Genomic DNA, 17,272 nt, shown 5'->3' with positions numbered 1-17,272 from the left:
ATGCTGTCCCGCATTTGCGGTGCCATCCATGAAAGCGACGCGCAAGGCCCTGCTCGCCCAGGTCGGCGACTTCGAGATCCGTCTGTTGCGGCTGTTCAAGACGGTGGTGGAATGTGGCAGTTTCACCGCCGCCGAAGGCCGGCTGGGCATCACCCGCTCGGCCATCAGCCTGCACATGAACGACCTGGAAAAACGCCTGGGCATGCGACTCTGCCAGCGCGGGCGCGCCGGCTTCTCCCTGACCGACGAAGGCCGTGAGGTGCTCAAGGCCAGCCAGTCGCTGTTCGCCGCCCTGGAAGGCTTTCGCAGCGAGGTCAACCAGCTGCACCAGCACCTGCGTGGCGAGCTGAACCTGGGCATCATCAACAACCTGGTGACCCAGCCACGCATGCGCATCACCCATGCCCTGGCCGCGCTTAAGCGCGCCGCGCCGGGGGTGGTGGTCAACATCGGCATGACCCTGCCCGGCGAGATCGAGACCGGCGTGCTCGACGGCCACCTGCACCTGGGCGTGCTGCCGCTGATCAATGCCCTGGCCGGCCTGGAATACCTGCCGCTCTACGAAGAGCGCGCGCTGCTCTATTGCAGCCGCGCCCATCCGCTGTTCGAGATTGCCGATGCCGAGCTGGACGAGAGCGTCCTGGCCGCCCAGGACGCGGTCGGGCCCAACCACCTGCTCAACCAGGACGGCCATGAACGTCATGCCGAGCTGAATTGCACGGCGCGCGCCTCGGATCGTGAGGGCGTGGCCTTTCTCATCCTCACCGGCTGCTACATCGGCTACCTGCCCGACCACGTCGCCCAGCCCTGGGTGGCCCAGGGCCAGTTGCGCGCCCTCGATCCCGAGCGCTTCCACTTCGATACCACCCTGGCCGCCGTCACCCGCAAGGGCCGGCGACCGAACCTGGTGCTGGAGCGCTTTCTCGAAGCCCTGGCCGAAACGGTCTAGTTGGCGCTGCGGGTCGGACGGACGACGATCTCGTTGACGTCCACGTCGTCCGGCTGCTCGATGGCATAGCGCACCGCACGGCCGATGGCATCGGGTTGCAGGGCGATGGCGCGATAGTCGTCCATCATCGCCCGCGCCGCCGGATCGGTGATGGTGGAAGCCAACTCGCTTTCCACCACGCCCGGATGGATGCAGGTGACCCTTAGATCGTCGCGCTCCTGGCGCAGGCCTTCGGAGATCGCCCGCACCGCATGCTTGGTGGCGCAGTAGACCGCCGCCGTGGGCACCACCGACAGGGCGCCGATGGAGCCCAGGTTGATGACGTGGCCGGCGCCACGGGCGGTGAATTCCGGCAGCACCGCGGCGATGCCGTTGAGCACGCCCTTGATGTTGACGTCGACCATCTGCATCCACTCTTGGGTCTTGAGCGAGGCCAGGGGCGACAGCGGCATGATGCCGGCATTGTTGACGATGACGTCCACCCGCCCCCAGCGCTCGCGGGCCGCCTGGACGAAGGCGACCACGTCGGCGCTGTCGGTGACGTCCAGCCGACGGCAGGCGGCCTCGCCACCCGCGACGTTGATCTCGGCCGCCAGAGCCTCCAGCCGCTCACTACGACGGGCGCCGAGCAACAGCTTGCAGCCGGCCGCGCCCAGTTCGCGGGCGATGCCCGCGCCTATGCCACTGGAGGCACCGGTGATAAGTACGACCTTGTCGATAGCCATGAAATATTCCTCTTGCAGGGTTGGGATTACTGGGCGGTGTAGCCGCCGTCCACCAGCACCTCGGCGCCGGTGATAAAGCTCGCCGCGGGCGAGACGAGGAAGGCGATGACCTCGGCCACCTCCTCCGGTTGGCCGATGCGGCCGAGTGGATGCACCGGGCCATAGCTGCGCAGCAGGGCCCGGCCGTCGTCGGCCACGCCGTCCAGGATGTCGGTGTCGATCACCCCGGGCAGCACGGCGTTGGCCCGGATGCCGTGACGCCCCTGTTCCACCGCCACCACCCGCATGAGCTGGGCGGCGGCGGCCTTGGAGGCGGCATAGGCGGCCTGGGTGGCGAAGCCGACCCGCGCCGATACCGAGGACACCGCGACCATGGCTCCGCCGCCGGCCTCACGCATCGGCGCCAGGGCCGCCCGGGCGGCAAGAAAGACGCCGCGGGCATTGCTCTGCTGAATGCGCTCGTAGTCGGCGAGCTCGGTGGCGTCCAGCGGCTGATTGAGGGTGCGGCCGGCGTTGGCGACCAGGATGTCGAGGCGACCGAACCGCGCCAGGGCGGCTGCCACCGACTGCTCGGCGAAGGCCTCGTCGGCGACGTCACCGGCCAGCGCCAGGACATCGTCGTCGGCCAATTGGAGCACCGACTCGGACAGATCGCTGGCGACGATACAGGCGCCGCGACTACGCAGCAGTTCGGCGGTGGCGAGGCCGATGCCGCGAGCGGCCCCGGTGACCAAGGCGACCTTGCCGGAAAGATCGTAGGAGGTGGCGAAAGGGCTCATGACAGGCTCCTGCAGGTGGCGATAAGACTTGCCACCACCTTAGCGAGCGTCCATTGTCGTGATAACTCTGTAGCTCCTGACTACCTTGGTTAGCCAGACTTACCAATGCAAACGGATCTGAATCTGCTGAAGGTCTTCGTCGTAGTGGCGACGGCCGAGAATTTCCGCGTGGCCGCGGATCGCCTGGGCGTCAGTCGCTCGGCAGTGAGCCAGGCCATCCGCCGCCTGGAGGACGAGCTGGGCAGTTCGCTGGTCCAGCGCACCACGCGCAGCGTGCGCCTCACCGAGTCTGGCGAGCGCCTGCACCGTCAGGTCGCCGGGCCCCTGGGCGGCCTGCTCGGGGCCCTGGAAGACGCCAGTTCCGCCGGGCCGCCCCGTGGTCTCCTGCGGGTCGCGGTCACCTCCATCGCCGAACGCTTTCTCGATGGCCCGCTGCTGGCACGCTTCGTCGAGGCCTATCCCGAGGTGACCCTGGACATCACCGTCACCGACGAGGAATTCGATATCGTCGAGCGGGGCTTCGATGCCGGGGTACGGCTGGGCGAGGTGATCGAGCAGGACATGGTCGCCATCCCGGTGACCGGTCCACAGCGCGAAGTGGCGGTGGCGACCCCGGCCTACTTCGCCCGGCATGGGCGTCCGGCCCATCCACGGGAGCTGGCCGACCACCGTTGCATCGGTTGGCGCCCAGCGCCGGAGGTGGCGCCCTGGCGCTGGGAGTTCAGCGAGGCGGGCCGGGCCTTCGACGTGGCGGTATCACCGCGGATCACCACCAACGACATGCTGCTGATGATCCGCACGGCGCTAGCCGGTGGCGGCATCACCTTCGGCATGGAAGATACCTTCCGGCCCTATCTGGAACGCGGTGAGCTGGAGCAGGTGCTGGAGGACTATCTGCCGCCCTTCCCTGGCTTCTATCTCTATTATCCGAGCCGGCACAACCTGGCGCCCAAGCTGCGGGCGCTGGTGGAGCATGTGCGGGGGTATCGAGAGGAGAACGAGGGGTAGGCCGGAGTTTGGGCGGCCCTCACCCCGGCCCTCTCCCGGAGGGAGAAGGGGCACATCGTATGAGTTGAGGCGTAGAGTGGAAAACGGCGAAGCCTTTTCCACCTGATGAGAAGGCAGGCCATGTTGGCTTCGGCGATGGCGCCGCCTCAGCCCAATCTACGTGTCCTGTAGGTCGGGCTGAGCGCAGCGAAGCCCAACAGGCAAGACCCCTCAGCTCCCCAAAATCCACCGGTCGATGGCTACCGCAACACCGTCTTCCTGGTTGCTGGCGGTGACCTGGTCGGCGGCTTCGCGAACCGCCGCACCAGCCTGGCCCATGGCGATGGCCAGGCCGGCCTGGCGGAACATGGGGACGTCGTTGCTGCCATCACCGATGGCCGCCGTACGCGCCACGGGTACGCTTGCGGCCTGGGCCAGCTCGAGCAGGGCGTCGCCCTTGTTGGCCTTGGGGTGGGTGATGTCCAGGTAGTAGAGCTGGGAACGCAACACCGTGGCGCCCTCCCCCAGCCGCTCGCCCAACTCGCCTTCCAGGGCTTCGAGTCCGGCGTGATCGCTGCCGGCGGCGACGATCTTGTCGACCCGATCCAGATAGGGTTCGAAGGACTCCACCACGGTCGGTCCATAGCCCAGTGCCCGGGTTTCCCGTGGCACATAGGGGCCCTGGGGATCGCGGGTCAGCCAGAGGTCATCGGCGAACAGCCAGACCTCGAAGGCTTCGCGCTCCAGTCGTTCCAGCACCTGGCGCGTCACCTGCTCGGCCAGGCGGTGGGCGCGGATCAGCTTCCCGTCGGCATCCACCAGGTTGCCACCGTTGAAGCCGGCCACTGGCTGACGGATACCGAGCCGTCGCACCAGTGGCAGCAGCGCCCGCGGTGGGCGGCTGCTGACCAGGGTGATGGCCTTGCCGGCGGCCTGCAGTCGCTCCACCGCGGCGATCACCGCCTCGCTCAGGCTCTTGTCGTCGCGTACCAGGGTGCCGTCGATGTCCGACACCAGCAGGTCGATGGGGATCAGGTCAGCGGATGCCATGAGCGGCCGTCCTTCTGCAGCAGTTCATCGGCACCGGCGGGACCCGCACTGCCCGCGGCGTAGCTTTCCACCTCTCCACCCTGTTTCCAGGCGTCGAGGAAGGGTTGCACGGCGCGCCAGCCGTTCTCGATGTTGTCGGCGCGCTGGAACAGGGTCTGGTCGCCGATCAGGGAATCATAGATCAGGGTTTCGTAGCCCGTGGACGGCTGCATCTCGAAGAAATCGCTGTAGGCGAAGCCCATGCGGATGTTCTCCAGTTCCACCAGGGGCCCTGGGCGCTTGGCGTGGAAGTCGAACCACATGCCTTCGTCGGGCTGGATCTGGATGATCAGGTAATTGGGCCGCATCCGGTCGATCTTGGTATCGCGGAATTGCGCATAGGGCGCGTGCTTGAAGCAGATGGCGATCTCGGTGTCGCGCGCGGTCAGGCGCTTGCCGGTGCGCAGGTAGAAGGGCACCCCGGCCCAGCGCCAATTGTCGACGAACAGCTTGAGCGCCACGTAGGTTTCGGTCTGGCTCTCGGGATCGACCCGCTCTTCCTCGCGATAGCCCGGCACCGGCTTGCCGTTCAGGGTGCCGGCGGCATACTGGCCGCGCACCGAGTTGGCCAGGGCCTCTTCGGTGGTTTGCGGGCGAATGGCGCCGACCACCTTGGCCTTTTCGTCGCGTACCGAGGTGGCGTTGAAGGAGGCCGGCGGCTCCATGGCGACCATGGCCAGCAGCTGGAACAGATGGTTGGGCACCATATCCCTCAAGGTACCGGTCTTCTCGTAGAAGTCGCCTCGCGACTCCACGCCCACGGTCTCGGCCGCGGTGATCTGCACGTGATCGATGTAGTGGTTGTTCCAGAACGACTCGAACAGGGCGTTGGAGAAACGGCTGACCAGGATGTTCTGTACCGTCTCCTTGCCCAGGTAGTGGTCGATCCGATAGATCTGCTTTTCTTCCATGTTCGCCAGCAGGCGCTGGTTGAGTGCCTGGGCACTGGCGAGGTCGGCGCCGAAGGGCTTTTCCACGACCAGCCGGCGATAGGCGTCCTCACGTTCTTCCAGCAGCCCGGCCTGGCCGAGGCGCTCGGCTACGTCACCGAAGAAGCGCGCGGCGGTGGCCAGGTAGAAGACGGCATTGTCGGTCCCCGCCTGGGCGATGCGCTCGCCTACCGCCTGGTAGGTGGCGTCTTCGAGGAAGTCACCTTGCAGGTAGTGGATACGGCTGCGTAGTTGTCCCCAGAGATCGGCATCCAGGGCTTCGTCGCGGGACTTGCCCTTGGCCTCGGCCTGGTCGCGGATGAAGGTCTCCAACCGATCGGCGAAGCCTTGGTCGGTGTTGGGATTGTGGTCGACGCCGATGATCTGGGTACGGTCGTCGAGCAGCCCATCGCGCAGGAGGTTGTACAGCGAGGGGATCAGCAACCGCTTCACCAGATCGCCATTGGCCCCGAACAGGAAGAGCGTGGCCGGCGGTGCGGTGGGGGCTTTCGTGCAGGAACGTCGCTCCTGGGGAGCGGTACTGGGAGTGACGGCAGGAGAGTCGGTCATGACAGGGCCTTAGCCACGAGGGCGGCTGATACCGTCCCCCGCGACGCGGCCCGTGGCCGCTCCACAGGGAACGGCCGGGGGTTTACTGCGGGATTTCGACGTGACCGCCGAAGCCGAAGCGCATGGCCGACAGGAGCTTGTCGGCATAGGTGGCTTGCTGGCGGGAACGGAAGCGCGCATAGAGGGCGGCGGACAAGACATTGACCGGCACCGCCTCCTCGATGGCCGCCTCGATGGTCCAGCGACCTTCGCCGCTGTCGGCCACCGAACCGGAGAATTTCTCCAGGGCGACGTCACCAGCCAGGGCCTGGGCGGTCAGGTCCAGCAACCAGGAGGACACCACGCTGCCGCGGCGCCAGACCTCGGCGATGTCGGCCAGGTCCAGGTCGAAGCGCTCGTCTTCCGGCAGCTTGTCGCTGTTCTTCATCTTGAGGATGTCGAAGCCCTCGGCATAGGCCTGCATCAGCCCGTATTCGATGCCGTTGTGCACCATCTTGACGAAGTGGCCGGAGCCGGCCGGGCCGGTGAAGATGTAGCCCCGCTCGGCACGCTCGTCCGGGGCGTTGCGCCCCTTGGTACGCTCGATGCTGCCATAGCCGGGGGCCAGGGCTTCGAAGATGGGCTCCAGGCGCTCGACGGCTTCCGACTTGCCACCGATCATCATGCAGTAGCCGCGCTCCAGGCCCCAGACGCCACCGGAGGTACCGACGTCGACATAGTCGATGCCCTTCTCGGCCAGGGACTTGGCGCGCCGGATGTCGTCCTTGTAGTAGGTATTGCCGCCGTCGATGATGACGTCGCCCGGCGCCAGGCGGTCGGCCAGCTCGGCGATGGTCTGTTCGGTCGGCTCGCCCGCGGGCAGCATGACCCAGATCGCCCGCGGCTGCGCCAGGGCAGCGATGACGCCATCCAGGCCGTCGGTGGCGATGGCGCCTTCCTTGCCGAGGCCGGCTACGGTTTCGGCACTGCGGTCGTAGACCGCGACTTCATGCCCATGCTTCATCAAACGCCGTGCGATGTTGCCGCCCATGCGGCCCAGTCCGATGATTCCCAATTGCATGCTGATGACTCCTTGAGGTCAGGCGACCGCCGCCTCGACCAGTTCGACGATTTGTTGCAGGCCGGCGTGAATGTCGCCGCCCTTGATATGCACACGCAGGTAGCGCCGTCCCCGTTCGGCCAGCACCTCGAGGTCGCCTTTGGCCTGGGCGGCCTCGACGACACCAAAGCTCAGACTCCGCCCTGGAATCTTCAGGTCGTTCTGGGCATCGGCGGTAATCTGGATGAACACACCCGAGTTGGGGCCGCCCTTGTAGGCTTGCCCGGTGGAGTGCAAAAAGCGGGGGCCGAAGCCGCCGACGGTCGCTACGCGCTTGCTGTCGCGAATGCTATCACGCATGGCGCTCAAGGCCTCCCCGTGCACGGCATTGCGCTCGAGATAGGCCAGCACGGCGAGGTAGTCGCCAGGCTGCAATCGCGCCAGGTGCGCCTTGATCGCCGCGCGGGCGGTGTCCTGCCCCTGCAGGTCGGCATCGCCGAACAGCGCGAGATCACCCTCCTCCAGCAGCGGCTCGTCCCCGGCCAGCCGGCCGTCGCGCTCGTAGCCATCGGTGAGGGCGCGGGTCTTGACCTTGCTGGCCTCCACATCCGGCTGGTCGAAGGGGTTGATGCCGATGACGGCACCCGCCACCTCGGTGGCCACTTCCCAGCGGAAGAATTCCTGGCCGATCAGCTCGGCGCGGGCCAGACGGATATCAACGACCGGGTGCCCAGCCGCGGCCAGGGCCTGCAGGCGACTGTCGCGCTCGGCGTCGTCTTCACCCGCCAGCGCCAGGCTGACGAACACTCGATCCGTGCCATAGACAGCGGGCTCGCCAAGCGGCTCCAGGTCCACCGGGATGATGCCTTTGCCCTGCTTGCCGGTGCTCTCCGCCAGCAACTGCTCCAACCAGGCCCCTAGACTGGCGACGCCAGGCGAGGCGATCAGGGTGACCTTGTCACGTCCTGCGCGAACCGCCTCGCCGAGCACTACGCCTAGCCGAATGCCAGGGTTGATGGCCGGGGGAGCACTGGGGCTGCAGGCCAGCACCATGGGTTGGGTCACCTTGAAGAAGTCGGCCACCGAATGGCCGAGCAGCGCCAGGGGCACCATGCCGAACACCGACAGTACCGAGTAGCGCCCGCCGATATGGGGATCGCCCTGGAAGATGGCGCGGTAGCCCTCGGTGGTAGCGCTGGCTTCGAGCTTGGAACCCGGGTCGGTAATGGCGACGAAGCGTCGCTGTACCTCGTTCGCACCCAATGCCCGCTCGACGGCCTGGTGGAAATAGGCGCGCAGGATTTCCGGCTCCAGGGTGGAGCCGGATTTGCTGGAGACGAGGAACAGCGTCTTGGCGAGGTCCAGCTGCTCTTCGAGGGCGGCAATTTGCGCCGGATCGGTGGAGTCGAGCACCTTGAGGGGCAGGCCGGTGGCGGTAGTCCCCAAGGTATTGGCCAGCACTTCCGGCCCCAGGCTAGACCCCCCCATGCCCAGCAGCACCACGGTCTCCAAGCCTTCTTCACGGACGGCTTCAGCCAAGGCTTCCAGTGCGGCGGAATCGGCTTGACGACCCTGGGCCGCGGCCAGCCAACCGACCCACTGGTCCTCATCGCGACCGGTCCAGAGCGAGGCGTCGCCCTGCCACAGTCGGCGTGACCAGCCTTCACGGCGCGCTTCTTCGAGGCGTGTCTCTACCGCCTCGTGCAACGCCGCGGGCAAGCGGTACCCGGCGGTATTCAACCGCTCGCCGAGGAAGTCGAGGCGCTTCTGTCCTACCGCGCCCAGCAAGGCATCGGCGGCATCCTCGAACTGCCGGGCGCCATCCTTGACCAGCTGCTTGGCCACGCCAGCCAGATCCAGACCGAGTCGCGCGGCCTGATCGATCACCTGCTGCGCCGCCTCGATCCCCTTGTCCAAGGTGGACGCCACGGTGCCGTGATCACGGAAGGCATCCATGGTCTTGGGCGGCAGGGTGTTGACCGTATCCGGGCCGATCAGCTGATCCACGTAGAGGGTATCGGGATAGGCCGGGTCCTTGGAGCCGGTGGACGCCCATAGCAGACGCTGCGGCCGCGCACCCTTTGCTTCCAGCACCTTCCAGCGCGGCGACTGGATCAGCCGCAGGTAGTCCTGATAGGCCAGCTTGGCATTGGCGATGGCGATCTTGCCGCGTAGCGCCGCCAGGCCGCTGTCACTGGCCTTGCGCTCGTCGATCAACTTGTCCAGCACACCGTCGACACGGCTGATGAAGAAACTGGCCACGCTGGCCAGCCGACTGATGTCCTGGCCCTGATGCAACCGCGCTTCCAGACCGGCAATATAGGCTTCCGCCACCGCCAGGTAGGCGTCGCGATCGAACAGCAGGGTCACGTTGACGTTGATCCCCTCCTCGATCAATTTGCGGATGGCCACCGCCCCCTCGGGCGTACCGGGCACCTTGACCATGAGGTTGGGCCGATCCACCGCCTGCCAGAGGCGCCGCGCCTCCTCCAGGGTGGCACGGGTATCCAGGGCCAGGTAGGGCGAGACTTCCAGGCTCACGTAGCCATCACGCCCTTCGAGGCGGTCGTAGACCGGTCGCAGGATATCGGCCGCCTGCTGGATGTCCTCGATGGCCAGGTGTTCATAGACGTCCACCGGCTCGGCATCGGCCTTTTCGAGGAAGGCCTCGAGGCTGGCGTCGTAATCGCTGCCGTGGCCCATGGCCTTCTCGAAGATCGAGGGGTTGGAGGTAACGCCGGTCAGGCCATCTCGCTCGATTAGCGTCTGCAATTCGCCCTTGGCGAGGAATTCGCGGCTGACGAAGTCGAGCCAGACCGCCTGGCCCTGCTCCGTCAGCTGTTTGAGGGGATTGCTCATGCGGCGCTCCCGGAGCGTTGTGCCTGCTCCTTGGCCAGTTTGACGACGTTCTCCACGGTGTAGCCGTATTTGGCCTGCAGCTTGCCGATGGGCGCCGAGGCACCGAAGGTGCTCATGGTCACCGAGGCGCCCTTGCGGCCGATGTAGCGTTCCCAGCCCAGGGGCCCGGCCTGCTCGATGGCGACGCGCCCGAGCACCTCATCAGGCAACACGGACTGCTTGTAGGCCTCGTCCTGCTCCTCGAACAGCTCCCAGCACGGCATGGAAACCACCCGCGCCTTCACCCCTTCGCCCTTGAGCTGTTCATAGGCCTGCATCGCCAGGCCCAGCTCGCTGCCAGTGGCCATGAGGATCACCTGGGGTTTGCCGCCTTCGGCATCGGCCACCACGTAGGCACCCTGGGCGACCCCTTCGGCACTGGCGTACTGCGAGCGGTCCAGGGTCGGCAGCGGCTGCCGCGACAGCACCATGCAGGAGGGTCTATTGGTTTGCTGCAGGGCGATCTTCCAGGCCTGCACGGCTTCGTTGGCATCACCCGGCCGCAGGGTCAGCAAACCCGGCGTGGCGCGCAATTGCGCCAGGTGCTCGATGGGTTGGTGAGTGGGGCCGTCTTCGCCGACGCCAATGGAGTCGTGGGTGAAGACGAAGACTACCGGCAGCTCCATGATCGACGCCAGGCGGATCGGCGGCTTCATGTAGTCGCTGAACACCAGGAAGGTGGCGGTGAAGCTGCGCAGGTAGCAGAGCGCCATGCCGTTGGCGATGGAGCCCATGGCGTGCTCGCGAATGCCGAAGTGCAGATTGCGCCCGGATGGCTCGCGCGCCGAGAAGCTGCCAGCACCGTCGAACTTGAGATTGGTCTTGGTGGACGGCGCCAGGTCCGCCGCGCCACCGATCAACCAGGGGATCTGCTGGGCGAAGGCATTGAGCGCCTTGCCGCCGGATTCGCGGGAGGCCACACCCTTGGCGTCGGGCTCGAAGCTGGGCAGCTTGGCGTCCCAGCCATCCGGCATCTCGCCGGCGCGCATGCGCTGGAGTTCATCGGCACGGGTCGGATCGTCTTGGCGCAGGCGCTCGAAGGCCCGATTCCAGCTTTCGTAGAGACCGCTGGCGCGTTCCAGCAGGGCATCGCGCAGGTGATGACGGGCTGCGTCCGGCACCAGGAAGTCGGCGTCCTCGGGCCAGCCATAGGCCTTCTTCGCCAGCTTGATCTCGTCCGCGCCCAGGGGCTCGCCGTGGGCCGCCGCGGTGTTCTGCTTGTTGGGCGCGCCATAGCCGATCAGGCTGTCGACCACGATCAGGGTCGGTTTGCCGGTGTTGCCCTTGAAGCGATGCAAGGCGGCCGCCAGGGCCTCGGCATCGTTGGCGTCCTTGACGTGCAGGGTGTGCCAGCCATAGCCACGGAAGCGCTCCGCCACGTCTTCGCTGAAGGCCAGTTCGGTGTGGCCCTCGATGCTGATGGTGTTGTTGTCGTAGATCCAGCAGAGGTTGTCCAGGCCCAGATGACCGGCGACGGAAGCGGCCTCGCCGGACACGCCCTCCATCATGTCGCCATCGCCGCAGAGCACATAGACGTCATAGTCGAACAGGGTCACGTCGGGACGATTGAAGCGCGCCGCCAGCCACTTCTGCGCCAGCGCCATGCCGACGCTGTTGCCACAGCCCTGACCCAGGGGACCGGTGGTGGTCTCGATCCCGGTGGTCATGCGGTACTCGGGATGGCCCGGGGTCTTGGAATCCAGCTGGCGGAACTGCTTGATGTCCTCGAGGCTGACCGCCTCCTTGCCGGTGGCGGTGCCGTGTTCGTCGATTTCCTTCACGCCGGCCAGGTGCAGCAGCGAATAGAGCAGCATGGACGCGTGGCCGACGGAGAGCACGAAGCGGTCGCGGTTGGGCCAGTCCGGGTGCTCGGGGTGATAGCGGAGGAAGCGGCTCCACAGCGTATGGCCGACCGGGGCCAGGGCCATCGGGGTGCCGGGATGGCCCGAATTGGCCTTCTGCACCGCGTCCATGGACAGGGTACGGATGGTATCGATGGTCAGCTGATCGGCGTTGGAATTGGAAGGTGCGGTGGAACCCATGGCAAGCATCCTCGTGCTGGCAGGAACGCCACCCGCGACGAAAACGGAATGCACCGTCCGTGAAACCGTTTTCAGCTGAGGCAACGCCCAGGAGAAGAAAGCAAAGCGGCCGGAGCGAGTCCGGGGCGGCGGGGGCGAGCTTCCTCTGCGACCCCACGCCGCAGTCGCGATCCTTTCTCTAGAACAGCGCCTTAGACGGTTGGTTCCCTCTGGGTAGATAGCCGGCTATCGACTTGCGCGCTCATCAACCGGCGAGCAATTCCTGCTCCACGTCCAGCCCGGCATCACGCATCTGCGCCAGCTTGTATCTCAGGGTGCGGGCGCTGATGCCCAGGCGTTCGGCAGTCTCCTTGCGGCGACCGCGCTCGGCCTTCAGGGTATCGAGGATCACCTGGAACTCCCGGTCACGCAGATCGGCGTCCAGGGGGCGCGGCGCTTCGAGGTTCGCCGGCTGTGCCAGGGGCGTCGCCGTAGTGGGTGCGACAGGCGCAAGCGAAAGGCTCGTCACCAGCCATTGCAGGCCGAAATCCTCGGGCTGCACCTCGTGCCCCGCTTGCAGGATCAGCGCCCGCTGCACGGCATTGTCCAATTCCCGCACGTTGCCCGGCCAGGGGTGCTCGGCCAGGGCCTGGCGCGCGGCGGCGCTCAGGGTCGGCATGGGTCGATTCATCCGCGCGGCCTGTACCGCCAGCAGGCGCTCGGCGAGGGGCGCGATGTCGGCCGGCCGGTCGCGTAGCGGGAGCCAGGCCAGGGGAAACACCGACAGCCGATAGAAGAGGTCTTCGCGGAAACGCCCGGCGGCCACTTCCTCAGCCAGCTTGCGGTTGCTGGTAGCCACCACGCGGATGTCCAAGGCCAGCGGCTTGCGTGCACCGACCCGCTCCACCTCGCGCTCCTGCAATACCCGCAGCAGCTTGGCCTGCAGGCCCAGCGGCATCTCGGAAATCTCGTCCAGCAACAGGGTGCCGCCCTGGGCCAGCTCGAACTTGCCGGGCTGGGCGGCGATGGCACCGGTGAAGGCACCCTTCTCGTGACCGAAGAGGATGGCCTCGAGCAGGTGATCGGGAATGGCCGCGCAATTGACCGCCACGAAGGGGCCGTCCGCCCGCGCCGACTCGTCATGAATGAAGCGCGCCAGTACCTCCTTGCCGGTACCGGACTCGCCGGTGATCAGCACCGTGGCCTCGCTCTGGGCCACGCGGCGGGCCAGCTCCAGCAGCTGGCGGCTCTGGGGATCGACGGCGACCGGCTGGCGGGCATCGGGCTGCCGCCGCCCCTGGGGGGCGAAGCGCGCCAGCGCCTCCAGCAGCAGCCGCGGCTCGAAGGGCTTGACCAGGTAGTCCGCCGCGCCGCCACGCATGGCCGCCACGGCGCGCTCGATGCTGCCGAAGGCGGTCATCAACAATACCGGCAAGCTCGGATCGCGCAGGCGAATGCTGGCCAGCAACTGATGACCGTCGATGCCGGGCATGTTGACGTCGCTGACCACCAGGGCGAAGGGCTGCTCTGCCAGGGCCAGCAAGGCGGCTTCGCCGCTGTCCACGGCGCGATAGGCATAGCCGCCGATCTCGAGGGTATCGGCCAGGGCCTCGCGCAGGGCGCGATCGTCTTCCACCAACAGGATGGGCAGGGTCATGCCGGGGTCTCCAGGGTCGATAGCAGCGGCAGGCTGAAGGTCACCACCGTGCCGCGACCCAGCCGGGAGCGCACCACCAGCCGACCGCCATGGGCCTTGGCCATCGCCAGGGCAACGGGCAGCCCGAGGCCGGTGCCGGTGGTCTTGGTACTGAGGAAGGGTTCGCCCAGGCGCTGCAGTACCACCGGGGGAATGCCGGGGCCGGCATCGCTGATGCTCAGGCGCAACTCAGCGCCGCGACGATAGAGATGCACCTTGAGCCGCCCCGGACGACCGCTGCCGGCCAGCGCCTGCAGGGCGTTGTGGATCAGGTTGAGCGCCGCGCCCACCAGCATGTCGCGATTGCAGACCAGCAGACCGGCAATGGCATCGTCCTGCCAGCGCACCGGGTAACTTCCCAGATGGGGCGTCGCCGCCTCGCGCAAGGCCGCGAACAGCGCCGCCGGGCTCAGGCGGTCCTGCAGCGGCAGCTCGCCACGAGCGAACACCAGCATGTCGCGGACCTGATTCTCCAGTTCGTGCAGCCGCTCCTTCAGCCGACCGGCGAAGCGCTGTTGCTGCTCCGCCGCCAGCCCCCCCTCCTCCAGATGACTGGCATAGAGCAAGGCGGCGGTCAGCGGCGTGCGGATCTGGTGGGCCAGGGACGCCATGGTGCGTCCCAGCGCCGAGAGGCGTTCATGGCGTGCCAGCTGGCCTTGCAGCTGGCGCGTCTCGGTAAGGTCGTTGAGCAGCACCAATTGGCCCGGTTCGCCATCCAGCGAGCGGATGGCGATGGACAGCCGCCGACCATCGCGCAGCGACACCTCGTGGCCGTCGTCATGCCGTGGGGCGAAGGCCCGGGCGATCACCTCGCGCCACAGCTCTCCCACCAGCGGCTCGCCCAACAGGGCGCTGGCCACTGGATTGACATCCCGCACCCGGCCGCCGCCATCCAGCACCACGATGCCGGCCGGCAACACATCGAGCAGATTCTGTAGCCGACTGGCCAGGCGTTCCTTCTCCGCCAGCTCCTGCAGTCGCTGGGCGGACACCCACTCCAGCTCGCCCTGCAGCGAATGCATCCGCGCTTCCAGCAACTGGAAGGATTCGCTCAGCTGGCGCGACATCTGCCCCAGGGCCTCACGGGCCTGCGCCGAGGCGGAGGCGTCCGCAGGCGCGTCGGCGGCAACGGAGGGGGCTAGTGCTTGAGCAGGCATAGGCTTCGGCTCGCGACGGACAATTGACGTTATCCGGGGTGGAGCAAGACCCATGCCGGCCTGACGCCAAAACGCCGTAGCGTGGAAAACGGCGAAGCCTTTTCCACGTGCAGAGCCCAAACCAAAAGGTGGATGAGGCTACGCCGTCATCCACCCTACCCGCGAATCAGGCAAAGCCTCGTAACGTGGAAAACGGCACCGCCTTTTCCGCTTGCGGAACCCCCAAAAAAACGAAGATGGATGAGGCCATGCCGTCATCCACCTTGGGTCGCTACGTTCGACGCTGCAGGCGCGCTAGTGTGGTGTTTCAGAAGTTCGCGCAAGAATTGGCGAGTGATTTTCTGTTCATGGACTAGGCGCCGCGACGAGTCAGGGCAGGGCTATGGCGAGAAGTGGCAACAACGTCCAGGGCGGTCCGCCGCTGCGGACAAAAAGCGCCGCCAAAATTGTGTAGGTAACCTCTGAAACACCACACTAGATCTCTTCGTCGAACTCGTCGTCGCGACGACCCATGCCGTACTTGCGCATCTTCTCCACCAGGGTGGTCCGACGAATGCGCAGGCGCTCCGCGGCCCGCGCGACCACGCCCCCGGCATCGTCCAGCGCCTGCTGGATGAAGCTCTTCTCCAGGTTGGCCAGGTAATCCTTGAGGTCCAGGCCCTCGCTGGGCAGCAGCGCCGAGGACGACACCTCGAGGGTACCGATGCCGGCCATGGCCTCGCGCTCCTGGAGTTCCTCGCGCAGCGACTCGACCATGGGATCGGCCTCGTCCTCCACGTAGCGAAACTTGAGCGGCAATTCGGCCACGCCGATCACGCCATAGGGATGCATGATCGCCATGCGCTCCACCAGGTTGGCCAGTTCGCGGACGTTACCCGGCCATTCATGGCGGCAGAGCGACATGATGGCCGCCGAGTTGAAACGGATGGAACCGCGTTTCTCGTGCTCCATCCGCGCGATCAGCTCGTTGATCAGCAGCGGGATGTCCTCGGCACGTTCGCGCAGCGGCGCCATGTCGATGGGGAAGACGTTGAGGCGATAGTAGAGGTCTTCGCGGAAGGTGCCCGCGGCGATCATCTGCTCCAGATTCTTGTGGGTCGCGGCGATGATGCGCACGTCCACGCTCTGGGTCTTGTTGCTGCCCACCCGCTCGTAAGTGCGCTCCTGCAGTACCCGCAGCAGCTTGACCTGCATGGGCAGCGGCATGTCGCCGATCTCGTCGAGGAACAGGGTGCCGGTGTTGGCCAGCTCAAAGCGTCCAGCCCGGCTGGTGATGGCACCGGTGAAGGCACCCTTCTCATGACCGAACAGCTCGCTTTCCAGCAGCTCCGCCGGAATGGCGCCGCAGTTGACCGGCACGAAAGGCGCCTCGCGCCGCTTGGAGTGGAAGTGCAGGTTACGCGCCACCACCTCCTTGCCGGTGCCGGACTCGCCGAGGATGAGCACCGTAGCTTCGGTATCGGCCACCTGCTGCATCATCTTGCGTACGCCCTGGATGGCCCGGCTGGTGCCGACCAGGCTGCGGAACAGCTCCGGTTCGCGCTGGCGGCCACGGTCGCGGGCCTGGTCGTACATCTCGCGATAGACCTGGGCCCGGTGCAGGGAGTCGAGCAGCTTGTTGTAGGCCAGCGGGTATTCGAGGGAGACCAGCACGCGGCGGCGGACGTCGTCCGGCCAATCCGGCTGGGTCGCCTCGCCCAGCAGCAGCAAGGGCACCATCTCGTCCCAGGCGACCACCTGCTTGAGCAGCTCCACGCTGTTGCCGCGGCTGTCCACGCGGCCGACCAGCACGCAAGCGATCTGGCGGCTGGTGTCGAGGGCTTCGAGGGAGGACTGCCAATCGGCACTGGCGCAGGCGATATGAGCTTCGCCGAGAAAGTCGAGGATGATGGATACGGCCTGTCGCCGCTCGGTCTCATCGTCGATCAGAAGGATCTTGGTTTCACGCCACATGTCCCTGCCTCATCCGGCTTGTCGTCTCGCTACGCGCAGGTTTTCACCTGCTCCAAGTGCCAACTGGTCGGCATCTTGCGCAAGTTAAGACAATTAGTGAGGCGGGGTCAATTTTATGACGTTCGATTGTCCAAATTTTGCAGAAATGCCAGCCGAACGTTGATCAACTGAACAGTTGGTACACCTTGGCTGCCTGGCTCGACTTGTTGACCTTGGCCAACTCATCCCCCACGGCATCTCGCTCGGCCTTGCAGGTTTGCAGCATGGACGCATAGAGCGCCAGCAGTCGTTCGAGGCTGGCCCGCAAGGCCAGCGCATCGTCGCCGGTCGCGTACAGGGCTTCGTCGACGAACAGCCGGCAGTCCAGATCCAATTCGGCGATCCGCGTCCAGTCTCGGGCCTTGAGCGCAGCCGCCATCTGCTCATAGACGAGCTCGACGCGCTCTACCGGGGTCTTTTGCATGGCGACGTTCATCGGTC

The 17,272-nt window shown here is 66.4% G+C and carries 13 protein-coding genes; 2 read left to right on the top strand and 11 right to left on the bottom strand.

What is annotated here, in order from left to right; translation table 11 throughout:
• Positions 1–28: 28 nt before the first annotated feature.
• Positions 29–949, top strand: a complete 921-nt coding sequence (locus tag AR540_RS05565; RefSeq protein ID WP_059226824.1) for a LysR family transcriptional regulator — start codon at positions 29–31, stop codon at positions 947–949.
• Here AR540_RS05565 and AR540_RS05560 read toward each other — a convergent pair.
• Positions 946–1,674 carry an SDR family oxidoreductase gene (locus AR540_RS05560; RefSeq protein ID WP_059226823.1) on the bottom strand — a complete coding sequence of 243 codons (729 nt, stop codon included), beginning with the start codon at positions 1,672–1,674 and terminating at the stop codon, positions 946–948. The genes AR540_RS05565 and AR540_RS05560 overlap by 4 nt on opposite strands.
• A 26-nt stretch (positions 1,675–1,700) precedes the next feature.
• Positions 1,701–2,453, bottom strand: coding sequence for an SDR family NAD(P)-dependent oxidoreductase (locus AR540_RS05555; protein ID WP_059226822.1), 753 nt, complete (start codon positions 2,451–2,453; stop codon positions 1,701–1,703).
• Between the two features lie 105 nt (positions 2,454–2,558).
• On the opposite strand from AR540_RS05555, the gene AR540_RS05550 reads away from it, so the two are divergent.
• Positions 2,559–3,461 carry a LysR family transcriptional regulator gene (locus AR540_RS05550; RefSeq protein ID WP_059226821.1) on the top strand — a complete coding sequence of 301 codons (903 nt, stop codon included), beginning with the start codon at positions 2,559–2,561 and terminating at the stop codon, positions 3,459–3,461.
• Positions 3,462–3,671: 210 nt separating this feature from the next.
• On the opposite strand, the gene AR540_RS05545 is transcribed toward AR540_RS05550, so the two are convergent.
• The 9 genes from AR540_RS05545 to AR540_RS05505 all read right to left on the bottom strand — a co-directional run bounded on the left by AR540_RS05545 (position 3,672) and on the right by AR540_RS05505 (position 17,267).
• A complete protein-coding gene (locus AR540_RS05545) occupies positions 3,672–4,490 on the bottom strand; it encodes a Cof-type HAD-IIB family hydrolase (protein WP_059227966.1) in 819 nt (272 codons plus the stop codon).
• Complete coding sequence (zwf, locus tag AR540_RS05540; RefSeq protein ID WP_059226820.1) at positions 4,472–6,028, bottom strand: glucose-6-phosphate dehydrogenase; 1,557 nt, start codon at positions 6,026–6,028, stop codon at positions 4,472–4,474. Before zwf ends, AR540_RS05545 begins: the two co-directional genes overlap by 19 nt.
• An 82-nt stretch (positions 6,029–6,110) precedes the next feature.
• Positions 6,111–7,088 (bottom strand): phosphogluconate dehydrogenase (NAD(+)-dependent, decarboxylating), encoded by a 978-nt coding sequence (gnd, locus tag AR540_RS05535; RefSeq protein WP_058761319.1) that lies wholly within the window; start codon positions 7,086–7,088, stop codon positions 6,111–6,113.
• Positions 7,089–7,106: 18 nt separating this feature from the next.
• A complete protein-coding gene (locus AR540_RS05530) occupies positions 7,107–9,926 on the bottom strand; it encodes a bifunctional transaldolase/phosoglucose isomerase (protein ID WP_059226819.1) in 2,820 nt (939 codons plus the stop codon).
• Positions 9,923–12,007: a transketolase gene (gene tkt, locus AR540_RS05525; RefSeq protein WP_059226818.1), complete on the bottom strand. Its 2,085-nt coding sequence runs from the start codon at positions 12,005–12,007 to the stop codon at positions 9,923–9,925. Before tkt ends, AR540_RS05530 begins: the two co-directional genes overlap by 4 nt.
• A gap of 244 nt (positions 12,008–12,251) precedes the next feature.
• On the bottom strand, positions 12,252–13,643 hold the full coding sequence (locus tag AR540_RS05520) for a sigma-54-dependent transcriptional regulator (RefSeq protein ID WP_059226817.1): 1,392 nt from the start codon (positions 13,641–13,643) through the stop codon (positions 12,252–12,254).
• A complete protein-coding gene (locus AR540_RS05515) occupies positions 13,640–14,839 on the bottom strand; it encodes a sensor histidine kinase (RefSeq protein WP_059226816.1) in 1,200 nt (399 codons plus the stop codon). The genes AR540_RS05520 and AR540_RS05515 overlap by 4 nt, the downstream gene beginning before the upstream one ends.
• A gap of 474 nt (positions 14,840–15,313) precedes the next feature.
• On the bottom strand, positions 15,314–16,792 hold the full coding sequence (locus tag AR540_RS05510; protein ID WP_059226815.1) for a sigma-54 dependent transcriptional regulator: 1,479 nt from the start codon (positions 16,790–16,792) through the stop codon (positions 15,314–15,316).
• Between the two features lie 163 nt (positions 16,793–16,955).
• The gene (locus tag AR540_RS05505; protein WP_059226814.1) at positions 16,956–17,267 is read right to left on the bottom strand and encodes a flagellar protein FliT; all 312 of its coding nucleotides are present in this window, start codon (positions 17,265–17,267) and stop codon (positions 16,956–16,958) included.
• Positions 17,268–17,272 lie beyond the last annotated feature (5 nt).

The organism is Pseudomonas sp. EpS/L25 (assembly GCF_001512295.1).
GTDB lineage: Bacteria > Pseudomonadota > Gammaproteobacteria > Pseudomonadales > Pseudomonadaceae > Chryseomonas.
This window is presented reverse-complemented; position numbering and strand designations above follow the sequence as displayed.